A 14,621-nucleotide genomic window follows, 5' to 3' on the forward strand; every position below is an offset into this window, starting at 1 on the left:
ATATACTCATAAATCAACATTGAGGTGTGTGATGGTTCTTGGCAAGTGCCCGTATTGTGGCGGAGCGGTGATGTCGCAAAAGCTGACCATTCAAGGTCAAAAGGTCAATCTTTACCGTTGTGAGCATGCGAAAAAAGAGCGTGATATTAACGATGACTATGTTTTTAGTAGCGATGCAACGTGTCGGTTTCGGGTTTACTCCAACACTTTTTTACGCTGGAACAAGCGAAGCCTCAGCGAATACGAGATGAAGCAACTTCTAAAAGAGGGGCAAATTGCTGTGCGTTTGCATGGCAGGAAAGGAACGAGCGAGTATTTTAAATACATCATCCCCGATCTCGAATATGGCGTCTCAATACTTTGGGATATGGAAGTTGCCTAAAGCTTACATGTAAAAATATTTACATGACGATTTGAGGGGATGGCATGTCGATATAATAGCCCTGCGAGTAGTCAATACCCAGTTGTTTAACCGTAGAGAGAACGGTGCTAGAGTGTACAAACTCAGCAACAGTTTGAATGCCAAGTTTTTTAGAAAAATTCACAATAGTCTCAACGATAATTTGTGCATTTTTATCTTGGTCAATGTCTTTGATGAGGCTGCCATCAATTTTAAGAAAATCAGGATTGAGTTTGGTTATGTAGGAGAAGTTAGAAAACCCGCTTCCAAAATCATCGATGGCTACTTTTGCCCCATAACGTTTAATCTCATTGAAAAAGTGCATTACTTTATTAAAGTCATTGACTTTTTCGGACTCTAAAAGCTCAAAAGTAACTCGATGTCCCATATTTGAGTCGCGCAATTTTCGGATAATAAAATCGTAAATCTCTTGGTTAATAATGTCCTCAAACGAGAGGTTGATGCTAAAGTCAAACGGATGTGTTTCAAAGACCTTAAAGCTTTTATCAATGATTGTCATCGTGATCTTGTCATACACTTTAATCATCTTCGCAACCGGAATAAAGTTGTGCGGTGAGTGGATAACCCCCTCTTCGTCAATCAAGCGGGAGAGCGCTTCAAATTTTATAATTTCATTGGTTTCATTGTCGATAATCGGCTGAAAATAAGGCACGATGCCTGAATAATCAACAATAGCTTTACGCACTTTTGTTGCATACTTGAGGTTGTTCTCATACTCTTGCGAAAAATTCATTGTGTCTTCATAGATCCAAAATTTCAACTGCTCTTTTTTGGCATATTTCAAAGCCATACTCACTTTAGAAAAGATGTCATCATTCGTGAAACTCGCACTTGAAGAGAGTGTACAATCTACATAAATCTCTGTTTGAGCATAGGCGTATTTCAAATGTGTGAGCTGTTTGGAAAGGTGTATGAGATAATTTTTAAGCAGATAAAAGCTCATTCGCTCAGGCACTAAAATAGCAAATTCATCGCCAGCAATACGGTATACTGCAACATCTTGAAGCTCAACTTTAAGTGTTTTAGCAAATGACTCTAAAATGAAATCTCCCACGACAAAACCATAAAAATCATTAAGTAATTTAAAGTTATCAATATTGGCGATAATGAGTGTGAAGTTATTGATTTCTTCAAGATCATGGCGCAATCTATAAAGGTTCGGCAAACGAGTCAGTGGGTCAGTATAAAACTGTTCTACAAGATTTTTTTGAACTTTTTTGAGTTCATTAGAGAGAAGTTTGATCTTATCTTTTTGTTCTTGCTCTTTTTCTATGCTATTCTCCATGCAAAGCCCTTTATACAAACGTGTGACAATGTGTACTAACCATTGTATCCAAAGATTAATAAATTGTAAAATTGTGACACTTTCATTGCTAAAAATAACACTCTAATGTCAGATTGAGTCTGCTTTTGCTACAATAAAATGAGATTTAACAGAGGAGGAAGCGTATGTTCAAACAAAAAAAATTTCTGCTTATTTGTGGATTTATGGTACTTTTAAACACCTACGCTATGAGTAAATCTCAAGAAATTGAAATCCCGCGCATCGCTTATAAAGATATTTATAAATACTATGTTTTAGAAGAAGGAAAACAAGCAACAACAAATTACATTATATTAAGACGTCAAAGTTTTGACACAATTTTATATATTAAAGCCGAAGTCAATTGTCCTTCACGCTATATAAGACAACTGGGAACGAGCACGAGATCGGCAAGGGAAATACAACCCGCAAATCCATCCCAATGGTACCAACCAACGATGGGTACCGTTGAGCTAGATATTATTAATTACGTTTGTCGTTAACCCATCAATTGTTCAAGGAGAGGCTTCATTTTAGCATAGTCTTCTCGTTTACTAAAGGCTTGCATCAGTTGAAGTTTAAGCGCGCTTGCTTGGGTGTCAAAAAAATCAGATGAACTTCCCGCACCTAAAAGATCCAGTCCATTTATGCCTAGCGTATTCATAGCATTCCAGACTTCTGGAGAACTAAGCGCATTGTTGGTGTCTTCTTTAATGAGTTTTGTCAGCCATGAACTATCATCTTTGTTTGCCCCTGTTGAATCATAATGAAGTAAGAAATCCTCAAAGCTTCCTTTATCACCCTTGATCGAATTATAAAGCCCATAACTGATACCGGCATAGGGATCAACTTGAAATAGTCTGTTATCCATGGAAAACTCCTTTTACATGTAAAGATACAAGCAAAAAACATACCTATTTAGAGAGTGTCGTATAGTAACCCTCATACGTTTTGCCATCCACCACGTACGAAACAAAGCCTTCTTTAGCAAAACCCCATGTTGCAAGGCATAACATCATTGTCGCCAGTAAAAAATTTTTCATCTTTTTCTCCTTAGGGTATAATTTCACTATTGTAAAACAGCTTTCTTCAAGTTTTCTATGGCATCATTGATCTAACGCTATTTTTTAAGATTGTAACATGCTTGTAACTTTTCTTCTCTACGATTGTGTTATTAAAATTTTTAGTGGAGGCTCTCTCGTGAAATCACTCAAAACACTCTGTATCTCTCTTTCTTTAGTTGCATCAAGCCTATGCGCAGGCACCAGCGTAGAATTCATCGGCATGAATGCGCCAACAACGCCTGAACAGATGGCAAAAACCTACTCGGAAGCTAAAGTCATCATCCATACACAAAGTGGTGGCAAGATCGAAAGAGCGCTTTCGTATGAAACGCTTTTTGGTGTTAAAGATAAAGTTGGCACAAGCAAAAACCCTGCTGGACAGCTTTACTCCGCTTCCATGAAACCTCTGCTCGACCCTTTTGGTAAGCCCCTCATCGCTGAGACTCCCGATAGCAACTCGCTTTTAAATGTTGAAGGCTCACTTTACCTTGTAACGCATTATGAATACGACTGGATTTTAAGCAATGGTTCTTCGGCTGAGAAAACAGATGTTTGGCATGAGCGAGCACCGATGAGCATGACACTCACATCTCTTCGTCAAAATCCTGTGGATGGCAAGCTCAAAGCTGTCGATCAATACCCCATCGATTTTTCAAAGGTTGGTGGCATCTGGATACCATGTGCAGGTTCTCAAACACCGTGGAACACTCACTTAGGAAGCGAAGAAGATTATGATCTTTTCTTTACAAAGGCAAGTGGAAAAGAGTATCAACGAGCACAAAAAGGGCTCAAAGCAATGAGTGAGCTCTACTTTGAAGGTAAAAAAGAGGCGAAAGCTTATGACTATGGCTACATCACCGAAGTCACTGTCAAACCCAATGGCAAAACCTCTGTTAAAAAACACTATGCGATGGGTCGAGCCACATGGGAAATGTCTAAAATCATGAGTGACAAGAAAACCGCCTTTTTTGGCGATGATGGCACACAAGTTGGTCTTTACATGTACATAGGAGATGGCGAAAAAGAACTCGACAGCGGTACACTCTACGCAGCAATCTGGAATCAAACCAATGAAGATAATGCCAAAGATGGCGGTCAAGCAACTCTGAGTTGGATCAAACTAGGACACGCCAGTAGCGAAGAGGTATGGCGATGGAAAGAAAATCTAAGCTTTGATGACATCTTTGAGGCGTATTCGCCCGCAGAGTATGACCCTCAAAAGCATGAAGGATTTAAAGCAATCAAAGCGGGTCACTCTGAAATTGAGTACATCAAACTCAAACCAAATATGGAACGTGCCGCAGCCTTTTTAGAGACCAGACGTTATGCCGCTTACCTTGGAGCAACAACCGAGTTTAACAAAATGGAAGGTGTTGCCTTTAACAAAAAAGATAAAAAACTCTACATCGCCATGTCTTACATCGAAAAAGGTATGACTAAAGATGCAAGTTTTGGCAAAGATGACATTAGAGTTGCTAAAAATCGTTGTGGTGGAACTTACGAGTTATCGCTAGCATCTGGGGTTTCTGACACGAATGGAGAAGCTATCAAAAGTGAATTTGTCCCAACCTCAATGTATGTCCCCGCTCCTCTTTTAGGACAAGAAGTCCCTGCCGATCTTTTTGGGAACACCTGCGCAGTTGACAAAATTGCCAACACAGACAACCTCTTTTACTCATCAGCAATGCGTACGCTTTTCATCGGTGAAGACAGTGGCGCACATGTGAACAACTACTTGTGGGCATACAACATCGACACGAAAAAACTTTCACGCATTCTTTCTATCCCAGCAGGTGCGGAGTCAACAGGATTGCAAGTGGTTGAAAATATAAACGGCTATGCGTACATCATGAGCAACGCCCAACATCAAGGTGATTTTATCAAAACCATGGACAAGGTGCTTCAAATTAAAGTTGCCCCTAAAATCGATAAATTTCAAGCACCCGTTGGTTACCTTTATGGCATACCAGGGCTTTAGTATCTGAGTATGTTTAAAACATTCTTTCATTTATGAAAAAAGTAAAAAACAGTGCTCTTTATGTAATCTCAAAATATTATAATGAAAAATATCTCATTATTAAGGAGTCATGATGCCAAAAAAAATTCTCTTTATCGTCGGAGACTATGTAGAAGATTATGAAATTATGGTGCCTTTTCAAGCGTTGGCAGCTGTGGGACACACCGTCACAGCTGTTTGCCCTAACAAAAAAGCAGGTGAGTTTATCCGCACGGCGGTGCATGACTTTGAAGGTGACCAAACCTATAGCGAAAAACCGGGACACAATTTTACCCTTAACGGTACATTTGATGCCATCAAAGCTGAAGCGTTTGACGCCCTTGTCATCCCTGGTGGTCGCGCTCCTGAGTACCTTAGACTGAATGAGAAAGTGCTTGACATTGTACGCCATTTTGCCAAAGCAAATAAGCCTATCGCTGCGATTTGCCATGGAGCACAACTCTTAGCAGCCGCTGACGTTTTAGGTGGCAAAAGTTGTTCCGCCTACCCTGCGTGCGCACCTGAAGTCACCAAAGCGGGAGGAACATACAAATCCATCGAAGTGACTGAAGCTGCTGTTGATGGAAACCTTGTCACCGCTCCTGCATGGCCTGCTCATCCACAATGGATCGCCAAATTCTTAGTCGTTTTGGGAACTAAAATCACGCTTTAAAATTTCTTCTATAGTGAGGAGTAAGTTTACTCCTCACTTTCTAAGGAAATATTATGTCACTCATTACGCACTTAGACCATCTTGTCTTAACGGTTGCAAGTATCAAGCGAAGTTGTGCTTTTTACACAAACGTCTTACAGATGGAAAAGATAGCTTTTAAAAGATTCAAAGCACTCAAATTTGGACACAGCAAAATCAATTTGGATGAAATAGGCATGAGTTTAAACCAAAAACCATACATCCAACCGCAGACTCAACCGATCTATGCTTGATCACGCACATGCCAATCGAGCAGTTTTTAGAGTATTTACATCATTGCGGTGTTGTTTGTATTGAATGACCTTTAAAATAAATAGAGCTAGACATGAACTACTTTACTGACTTTCTGTCTATTTTCGTGACCCCCGATGGGAAACATCATCAAAGTCGCTAATGAGCTAATGCCAATGTGCTAGGCAATGTAAAAAGTTAACGAGTCTTTCAATTTTAAGTACCTAATAACTTAACCAATCTACAAAAAAGAGTAAAATTAATAATTTTAAGTTATTATATTGTTCAAAATTATAATTTATTTAGAGGAGATATTATTTGACTAGTATTAATCAGATTCTTGAATCTTATATCAATCAACTTGACTCTATTTATTATTCATTACCAATAGTTATGAAAAGTACAATTGATGCTACTCAATTAGCAAATGACGGCGTCAAAATATTTCTTGAAAAATATGGAGAAGAAATTGATGATGATGATGGACACAAAAGCTTTAATCTTCCTATAAAATTTTCAAAACACATAAATAGAAAGAAAAAGAGAGTTGATCATTTAAAAATCGCCTTATCGCAATTACCAAAAAATTTTTTAGTTTCTTATGTTTCTGCATATGACGCTTTTTTAGGAAAATTATTAAGAGCATTATATACCTTACATCCCGAATTACTTAATTCAAGTGAACGCGAATTACAGTTTAAAGAGCTTATTGAATTTGCGTCCATTAATGATGCAAGAGAGTATATTTTGGAAAAAGAGATTGAATCTGTTTTAAGAAAAAGCCATGCCGAACAATTTAAATATATGGAAAACAAATTCAATATACTGCTAACAAAAGATTTAAAAATTTGGCCAGAATTTATTGAAATTACTGAAAGAAGAAATTTATTAGTACATAATGATGGTATTGTTTCAAACCAATATCTCAAAACATGTAAGTTAAATAATATCCAAACAGAAGAAAAGGTAAATAATATTATTCAGGTTAATAAACATTATTTGAAAAATGTTTATTTATGCTTGTACGAATTAGGCTTTAAGTTAGCTCATGTTTTATGGAGAAAAGTTTTGAAAGATGATTTAGAAAATGCAGACAGTAATTTAATAGATACTACTTATGAACTTCTTGCTAATAAACAATATGATTTAGCAAAAATTCTTCTTGATTTTTCATTAATAATACTTAAAAGTCATCACAGTGATGTTAACAAAAGAGTCTTACTTATTAATAGAGCTTTAGCATATAAATTAAGTGGAGACCATGAAAAGTGTAAAGAAGTTATTTCAAAAGATGATTGGAGTTCTTGTAGTATAACATTCAAGTTAGCTGTCGCTGTACTTCAAGAAAACGATGAAAAAGTTTATAAGTTAATGAAAACAATTGGAAAAGACAATCAAGAATTACCTGAACATGCGTATGAGGAATGGCCTCTATTCAGAGCTTATAGAGATAAAGATGAATTTTTAAATGCCTATCAAGAAATTTTTGGAAAAGACTTAGAAATAATTGAAAAAATTGAGATTTAACTTTTAAACAGCACGCTCATGCAGGTTAGCCCTGCCTCAGCCTTTACAAACTCACTGATATTGACTGTTTCAACCCTGTAGCCCAGCGATTTTACCAGCGCAATGCTTTTAGGAAATGCTTCGTTCATGCAAAGGATGTTGCCGATTTTCAGCACATTGACGCCAAAAGGCTCATCGCTGAGTGCTTCGATTTTAGAAAAACCTTTAAATGCTTCTACATCCACCCAGTTAGAATTGATAAAAATCGTTTGATTGTCCAATGCTGTAACGCCTGTTTTGAGATGCAAACATCCAAAAACTTTCACCGCGATGACCTCATAACCCAAAGGCTTGATGATCGCTTCGAGTGCTTGAATGCCCTCTTGATTGGTACGTGATGACTCACCTACAAAGATTTTTTTACCTACTTTCAAAACATCGCCACCTTCAATTTTTGCGGGTAATGTGATTCGCTCTATTTTGCGGTACTGCGAAAAGACTTTTCCCATAGATGCACTCTCGGCTCTGCGTGACTCCACACCCATAGAGGTCAACACGGCGACCTCATCAAAAACAATGATGGGATCTTCCACAAAAACACTATCGGGCAGTGCGATATTTTCATCTAACGTAATGACCTTTGCCCCACAACGCTCCAGCATGGAGCGATAATTTTGATGTTGAACATTGGCCTTTTCAATGTCAATCGCTTCACTTTCTAAAAACGTAAGCTCGCAGTTTTGTAAATTTGGAGATGGAAGATGGGTAATCGCCATAAGCATTTAAAGATCCTTGTGTCAGTTAAAGATAAAATGATAACACAACACCAATGTGCTTTAAGTAAAATTGAAGTAGCATAACCTTACGACTCATCTTCGCTGGAGGATACCATGAAACATGAACCGCTTTCATCATCTGAACTAGAGCACATTAACGCGTATTGGCGTGCAGCCAATTATCTTTCTGTTGGGCAAATTTACCTGCTCGATAACCCGCTGCTTAAACAACCTTTGACATTAAAACATATCAAACCGCGCCTTCTTGGGCATTGGGGCACAACACCAGGGCTTAATTTTATCTACGCGCATCTAAACCGTATCATTCAAAAAGATGATCTTAACATGCTCTTTATCGCAGGGCCTGGGCATGGAGGGCCTGCTGTGGTTGCCAACACTTACTTGGAGGGAATCTACAGTGAAGTCTATCCTGAAATCTCACAAGATGAAAAAGGTATGCAAAAACTCTTCAAACAATTCTCATTTCCGGGCGGCATTCCAAGCCATGCCGCGCCCCAAACACCCGGTTCCATCCATGAGGGAGGTGAGCTTGGGTATGCGGTGTCGCATGCTTATGGTGCGGTATTTGACAACCCTGAACTTATCGCGTGTTGTGTAGTCGGTGATGGCGAAGCTGAAACAGGACCTCTGGCTACAGCGTGGCACTCCAACAAATTTTTAGACCCAAAACGTGATGGCGCAGTGCTTCCCATCTTACACCTCAACGGCTACAAAATCGCCAATCCAACCGTACTTGCGCGCATCTCGCACGATGAGCTTGAAAAACTCTTTGTGGGATATGGGTATGAACCCTACTTTGTTGAGGGCGATGAGCCCATGGCGATGCATCAAAAAATGGCAGAAACCTTGGATGCCATAACCCTCAAAATTAAAACCATTTGGCATGAAGCCCGAAATAAAGGCAATACAAAGCGTCCTCGCTGGCCTATAATTATTTTACGTAGTCCCAAAGGCTGGACAGGTCCTAAAGAGGTTGATGGACTCAAAACCGAAGGTTCATGGCGTTCACACCAAGTGCCACTTTCCGAGCTTGATAAAAAACCTGAGCACATTACCATTCTTGAAAACTGGATGAAAAGTTATAAACCCGAAGAGCTTTTTGATAAAAATGGAAAACTTATTCCCAAGCTCGCATCTCTTGCTCCACAAGGCGAAAAACGCATGGGAGCAAATCCTCATACCAATGGTGGGGCTTTACTCAAAGAGTTACACGTGCCTGATTTTAAAAAATATGCAGTAGAGGTCAAAGCCCCAGGTTTTGTCACCTGCGAATCCACACGTACTTTAGGAAATTACCTGCGTGATGTGATGGCTTCTAATATGCAAAATTTTCGCGTTTTTGGACCCGATGAAACGGCATCCAATCGCCTAGGTGCGCTTTTTGAAGTGACTAACCGCGTTTGGATGGCAGAGCATTACGACACAGATGACCACCTTGCCCAAGATGGTAGAGTCATGGAAATTCTCTCCGAACATACCTGCCAAGGCTGGTTAGAGGGTTATCTACTCACGGGACGTCATGGCTTTTTCTCGTGTTATGAGGCATTTATCCACATCATCGACTCCATGTTCAACCAACATGCAAAATGGCTTAAAGTGACCAGTCGTGAAATCCCATGGCGTAAACCTATTGCATCGCTCAACTATCTTTTGACCTCACACGTTTGGCGTCAAGACCACAACGGTTTTTCACACCAAGACCCTGGCTTTATCGATGTCGTCGTGAACAAAAAAGCACACATCGTCAATGTCTACTTTCCACCCGATGCCAACACACTTTTATGGGTTGGGGAACATTGTCTTAAAAGTCGTGACTCCATCAATGTCATCGTTGCGGGAAAACAGCCTGAATTACAGTGGCTTGGTATGAAAGAAGCGATAGAACATTGTGAAAAAGGCATTGGTATTTGGGAGTGGGCAAGCAATGATAAAGGGGACGAGCCTGATGTGGTGATGGCATGTTGTGGCGATGTCCCAACGTTAGAAATGCTCGCAGCGGTGAGTATTTTACACGACTTGGCACCTGAGCTCAAAATTCGTTTTATCAATGTTGTTGACCTTATGGCACTTGAACCCCAAGAAGAGCATCCTCATGGACTGTCACATGAAGCCTTTAACGCCCTCTTTCCTAAAGATACCCCTACCATCTTTGCGTATCATGGTTATCCGTGGTTGATTCACCGTTTGGCGTACCGAAGAGCCAATCACGACCATTTACATGTAAGAGGGTATAAAGAAGAGGGAACGACCACAACGCCCTTTGATATGGTTGTACTCAACGATATGGACAGATTTCATTTGGTTATGGATGTGATGGATCGCGTACCTAAAATGCACGCTCATGCAGAGTCTATTAGACAAAAAATGCGCGCAAAACTGCTTGAGCATAAAACATACATTGAAGCGTACGGTCAAGATATGCCGGAGATTTTAAACTGGAAGTGGACGAGGTCGCTTTAAAGCACCTCGCGCGCCATTTTTTGCATGACTTTTGCGCTTACATGTAACGCTTCAAGCTCTTCAGGTAAAAGTTTGTAATTGAGGATTTTACTAGCCCCCGCTTTGTTTACGACAACGGGAACATTAAGCACGACATCGCGAAGCCCATACTCACCTTCTAAGTAAACACCAAGAGGAAGTACAGAGTGTTCGTTGTTGGCAATCGCACGAATGATGCGAAAAACACTTGCCGCTATGCTGTGATTGGTATTGCCTTTTTTGTGGAAAATCTCAAAGCCAGCATTGATGACATCGTGGTAAATTTGTTCTTTATCCAGCGGTGGTAAGCCATTGAGTTCACAAAACGTATCGACGTCTAAACCACAAATATTGCAAATACTCCAAGGAATCGTACTTCCTTTTCCATGTTCGCCCAAAACAAAACCATAAATATTTTTAGGGTCTATCCCTACTTTTTTACTGACAATTTTCATAAAACGTGCCGTATCAACCAATGTCCCCGCACTGATAAGGCGCTCTCTTGGGTAAAGCCCCTCTTTAAAAGCGATATGCGTTAAAACATCTACGGGGTTGGTCACCATGATAAGAATAGCATTGGGGGCATAGTGATGAAGTTCGCGCACCATACTTTTAATCAGTGAAGCGTTTTCACCTAAGAGTTCATCTCTGGTTTGATTACCTTTGAGTTGAACACCTGCGGTGATGACAATAACATCACACTCCTTGCAATCGGCATAGTCACCATGATGCAAGCGTGTGTTTCGTGCATACGTAAAAGAAGCGACATACGAAAAATCTTCGATCTCTGCCCAAGCTTTCTCTTTATTGCGATTGACCAAAGTGATTTCACTCATATTGCCAAGCGTTAAGAGGTAATTCACTAACTCAACACCAACGCCACCCGCTCCGATAATTCCTACACGCATACATTTCCTTTGAAATAATGCAAAATTATAACATCCTTTGGAGCAAGGGGTGTCTTAAAAAATAATCATCTTATTTTAGGAAAAAATTAAGCCCTAAATATATCCCAGAACCGAGTAATGCTGTAACCGGTAACGTGAAGAGCCATGAAAGCACAATGACTTTTACCGTGCCTTTTTGCACACCGCCATCAGGTTCTGCTACCATGGAGCCTGTGACTGCACTGGAGAGAATATGCGTTGTACTAACAGGAGCATGCGCAAAGTTCGCCAATAAAATTGTAATCATCGCAGTCGCTTGTGCGACAGTTCCTTGCATATAATTAATCGGCTTTGAACCAATTTTTTCACCAATGGTATGTACAATCCTTTGGTATCCTATCATCGTGCCAATTCCTATAGCAAAAGCAACCGCCATGATAACCCAATAAGGGGCATACTCAATAGAAGCGACAAGGTATTTTCGCTGATTGGCTATGTAATCAGACTTATCTTTGTCTGTTAAGAGATAAATTTTTTCAGCTTGAGCAAAGAAGTTATCTGAACATAAAATAGAGGTACGAATGCTCCATCTATCCTTAGGAGAAAGCTGTGAATACGAACTTAATCCATCAAGTTTTGAAGCAACAAGAGATGTGGTAGCGGCAACTTGGTCTACGTTACATTCTGCAATCGTATTCTTTGTTTTTAACGCACTAATGAGACGCTTTTCATTGACAAGCTGTGCAATTTTTTCATTGTTATCTGCATAAAACCGTGCTAAGTTATTGGCAGCATCTTTGGTTTGAATAATCTTATAGTGATGTGAGTTCATATCTAACGCATAATAATTTGGCAAAATACCAATAAGGATGATCATAATAAGACCTATACCCTTTTGTCCATCATTTGAACCATGCGCAAAACTAACACCTGCCCCTGTTGCGACGATTCCCATTCGCGCTAGGAAACTAGGATGTTTTCTTTTATCTTCATCATTGGGAGACTTGAAAAGTTTTGGATTGTCAATATATTTTCTTGCTAATTTCATAAGCACTAATGCAAAAACAAATCCTATAACTGGCGATAAAGCCAAGCCCGTTAAGACCGTATAAACAACTTTCCAATTCACGCTATGCGAAAGATCAAACCCATTAACAATACCAAATGTGGCACTAACGCCAATAATAGAGCCAATAAGTGAATGAGAACTTGATACTGGCAAAGCAAAATACCATGTACCAAAATTCCATATAACAGCAGAAATAAGAAGTGAATAAACCATCGCAAGTGCGGCATTTTGATTTGTTTCCACCATAATGTCGAGTGGAAGCAAGTGAACGATGGCGTAAGCAACACCGATACCGCCCATTAAAACACCTAAAAAGTTCATAATACCAGACATAATGACAGAATACTTCGCCTTCATCGAGTGCGTGTAAATAATCATTGCGACTGCATTCGCAGTATCGTGAAAACCATTAATCATTTCATAAAATAAAGCAATCCCTAACGATAAAAGCAATAAGGCTATCGTAAGAGCGCTGACATCATTTAAAGCATTCCAAAGTACAGACATATATTATCATCCTAATTGTTGTTAGTATTGTAACTTTATCTAATAAATCTAGTCAATTTGCTTTAATTGGAAATATTTTTTTGAGTATTTTTTGGATTGAAATAATAAGAGCGGTGCAATAAAATATAAACAAATGATTAAAAAGCTAGAGGTTTGGCATTTTAAAGAGTTGTTTTGGGATTTTCACATTTTGAATGTTTAAAAAACTAACATAACGCTCAGGTTGGGTAGACTGAGCGTTATGTATAAAATTGGAGATTATGTACAAAAAGGAGGTTTTTGTCTTGGTAATGAAAGTATAAACGATTATAATAAATAAGATATGAACCATTAGTAAATAAATTATAAATCATTACTAAAATTTTAGTTACTCTGAAAAATTTTGTTGATTTGTTACATTGGACTTTAGGAGATTTAAAAAAAGAGTGGCTCCGAATGCAGGATTCGAACCTGCGACCAAGTGATTAACAGTCACCTACTCTACCGCTGAGCTAATTCGGAACACTTTGAATGAGGTCGAAATTATAGTCAAAAAATACTTTATTGTCAAGATGTATTTCAAAAATACACCAAAAAGAGTTTGTACAAACAATTTTTACAAGACCTATAAATCTTACATAGTAATACATATTTATTCAAGAAAAGGTAAGAAAAAAGGTTGTACGATATGTGTGATATTTGATTTCAGGGAGTTGGTATGCATAGAAAACTTGCTACACTAGCACTTGTCGGAACGTTCAGTCTTTCTATGTTTGCCGCAGAATTTATTACTATTGGAACAGGTAGTGTAACGGGAACATACTACCCAACAGGTGGATCAATCTGCCAAATGGTGAATAAAAATAAAAAAGAGACCAATATTCGATGCTCTGTAGAATCCACCGCTGGCTCTATTTATAATGTCAATACAATTAAAGCAGGTGAACTTGACTTTGGCATTGCACAAAGCGATACTGTTTATCAAGCCTATAGAGGTGAAGGCAAATTTGAGGGAGCTGCTGCGATACCAGAGCTTAAAAGTGTTATAGCAATCTATCCTGAGCTTTTAGCCCTTGTTGTCAGTCAAAAATCAGACATCAAAAAGATAACTGATCTCAAAGGGAAAAAGATTAATCTTGATTCACCAGGCTCAGGTACACGCTTTACAGCAAATATTGTCTTTGATGCTTTTGGCATGAAACTCTCTGCTCTTGCCCCAACGAATGAGCTTAAATCATCTGATGGACCAACGCTGCTACAACACAATCAAATAGATGGTTATTTTTTTCTAGCGGGACATCCAACGGCTAACATTAAAGATGCGGCTAACGTTGTTGACATCTCTATTGTTCCTATCGAAGGCCCTAGCATCGATGCTCTTTTGAAAAAATATCCCTATTACGCAAAAGGCTTTATCTCTAAAACATTTTACAGAGGTGTTCCAAATGATGTTCCAAGTATTGGGGTGAAAGCTGTTCTTGTAACCAATAGCAAAGTAAAAGAAGAGACCGTCTATCAAGTCACCAAAGCCATTCTTGACAACTTCGAGAAATTCAAAGAACTTCATCCAGCCTACAAAACGATTACAAAACAAAGTCTTCTTGAAGGTTTAAGTGCACCCCAACATCCTGGTGCCATTCGAGCTTTTAAAGAAGCAGGACTTTTATAAAA

Annotated in this window: 14 protein-coding genes and 1 tRNA gene; 8 read left to right on the forward strand and 7 right to left on the reverse strand. The window is 39.0% G+C overall.

Annotated features, from left to right (window positions below):
- The first annotated feature begins 31 nt into the window (after positions 1-31).
- Positions 32-382, forward strand: a complete 351-nt coding sequence (locus N0B29_RS02515; protein WP_263832112.1) for a hypothetical protein — start codon at positions 32-34, stop codon at positions 380-382.
- Between the two features lie 19 nt (positions 383-401).
- Here the strand turns inward: N0B29_RS02515 and N0B29_RS02520 are convergent, their stop codons facing one another.
- Entirely contained in the window at positions 402-1,706 is a 1,305-nt protein-coding gene (locus N0B29_RS02520) for an EAL domain-containing protein (protein WP_263832113.1), read from the reverse strand.
- A 164-nt stretch (positions 1,707-1,870) separates the two neighbouring features.
- Between N0B29_RS02520 and N0B29_RS02525 the strand changes: the two genes are divergently transcribed.
- Positions 1,871-2,227 carry a hypothetical protein gene (locus N0B29_RS02525; protein WP_263832114.1) on the forward strand — a complete coding sequence of 119 codons (357 nt, stop codon included), beginning with the start codon at positions 1,871-1,873 and terminating at the stop codon, positions 2,225-2,227.
- Here N0B29_RS02525 and N0B29_RS02530 read toward each other — a convergent pair.
- Together N0B29_RS02530 and N0B29_RS02535 are read right to left on the reverse strand one after the other, a co-directional pair.
- Complete coding sequence (locus N0B29_RS02530) at positions 2,224-2,595, reverse strand: hypothetical protein (protein WP_263832115.1); 372 nt, start codon at positions 2,593-2,595, stop codon at positions 2,224-2,226. The genes N0B29_RS02525 and N0B29_RS02530 overlap by 4 nt on opposite strands.
- 43 nt (positions 2,596-2,638) lie before the next feature.
- Complete coding sequence (locus tag N0B29_RS02535; protein WP_263832116.1) at positions 2,639-2,767, reverse strand: hypothetical protein; 129 nt, start codon at positions 2,765-2,767, stop codon at positions 2,639-2,641.
- Between the two features lie 157 nt (positions 2,768-2,924).
- Between N0B29_RS02535 and N0B29_RS02540 the strand changes: the two genes are divergently transcribed.
- From N0B29_RS02540 to N0B29_RS02555, 4 genes are all read left to right on the forward strand, one after another.
- Positions 2,925-4,766, forward strand: a complete 1,842-nt coding sequence (locus tag N0B29_RS02540) for a PhoX family protein (RefSeq protein ID WP_263832117.1) — start codon at positions 2,925-2,927, stop codon at positions 4,764-4,766.
- Between the two features lie 112 nt (positions 4,767-4,878).
- Complete coding sequence (locus tag N0B29_RS02545) at positions 4,879-5,457, forward strand: DJ-1/PfpI family protein (RefSeq protein WP_263832118.1); 579 nt, start codon at positions 4,879-4,881, stop codon at positions 5,455-5,457.
- 53 nt (positions 5,458-5,510) lie between these two features.
- Positions 5,511-5,729, forward strand: coding sequence for a VOC family protein (locus N0B29_RS02550; RefSeq protein ID WP_263832119.1), 219 nt, complete (start codon positions 5,511-5,513; stop codon positions 5,727-5,729).
- A gap of 316 nt (positions 5,730-6,045) precedes the next feature.
- On the forward strand, positions 6,046-7,254 hold the full coding sequence (locus tag N0B29_RS02555) for a hypothetical protein (RefSeq protein ID WP_263832120.1): 1,209 nt from the start codon (positions 6,046-6,048) through the stop codon (positions 7,252-7,254).
- Here N0B29_RS02555 and N0B29_RS02560 read toward each other — a convergent pair.
- A complete protein-coding gene (locus tag N0B29_RS02560) occupies positions 7,251-8,015 on the reverse strand; it encodes a dimethylarginine dimethylaminohydrolase family protein (RefSeq protein WP_263832121.1) in 765 nt (254 codons plus the stop codon). The genes N0B29_RS02555 and N0B29_RS02560 overlap by 4 nt on opposite strands.
- 108 nt (positions 8,016-8,123) lie before the next feature.
- Between N0B29_RS02560 and N0B29_RS02565 the strand changes: the two genes are divergently transcribed.
- Positions 8,124-10,490, forward strand: coding sequence for a phosphoketolase family protein (locus N0B29_RS02565; RefSeq protein WP_263832122.1), 2,367 nt, complete (start codon positions 8,124-8,126; stop codon positions 10,488-10,490).
- Here the strand turns inward: N0B29_RS02565 and N0B29_RS02570 are convergent.
- From N0B29_RS02570 to N0B29_RS02580, 3 genes are all read right to left on the reverse strand, one after another.
- Positions 10,487-11,416 carry a lactate/malate family dehydrogenase gene (locus N0B29_RS02570; RefSeq protein WP_263832123.1) on the reverse strand — a complete coding sequence of 310 codons (930 nt, stop codon included), beginning with the start codon at positions 11,414-11,416 and terminating at the stop codon, positions 10,487-10,489. The genes N0B29_RS02565 and N0B29_RS02570 overlap by 4 nt on opposite strands.
- Before the next feature lie 70 nt (positions 11,417-11,486).
- Positions 11,487-12,971 (reverse strand): inorganic phosphate transporter, encoded by a 1,485-nt coding sequence (locus N0B29_RS02575; protein WP_263832124.1) that lies wholly within the window; start codon positions 12,969-12,971, stop codon positions 11,487-11,489.
- 426 nt (positions 12,972-13,397) lie between these two features.
- A tRNA-Asn gene (locus N0B29_RS02580) sits at positions 13,398-13,472 on the reverse strand.
- Between the two features lie 196 nt (positions 13,473-13,668).
- On the opposite strand from N0B29_RS02580, the gene N0B29_RS02585 reads away from it, so the two are divergent.
- Positions 13,669-14,619: a TAXI family TRAP transporter solute-binding subunit gene (locus tag N0B29_RS02585; protein WP_263832125.1), complete on the forward strand. Its 951-nt coding sequence runs from the start codon at positions 13,669-13,671 to the stop codon at positions 14,617-14,619.
- The last annotated feature ends 2 nt before the right edge of the window (positions 14,620-14,621 follow it).

Source organism: Sulfurospirillum oryzae (assembly GCF_025770725.1).
GTDB lineage: Bacteria > Campylobacterota > Campylobacteria > Campylobacterales > Sulfurospirillaceae > Sulfurospirillum > Sulfurospirillum oryzae.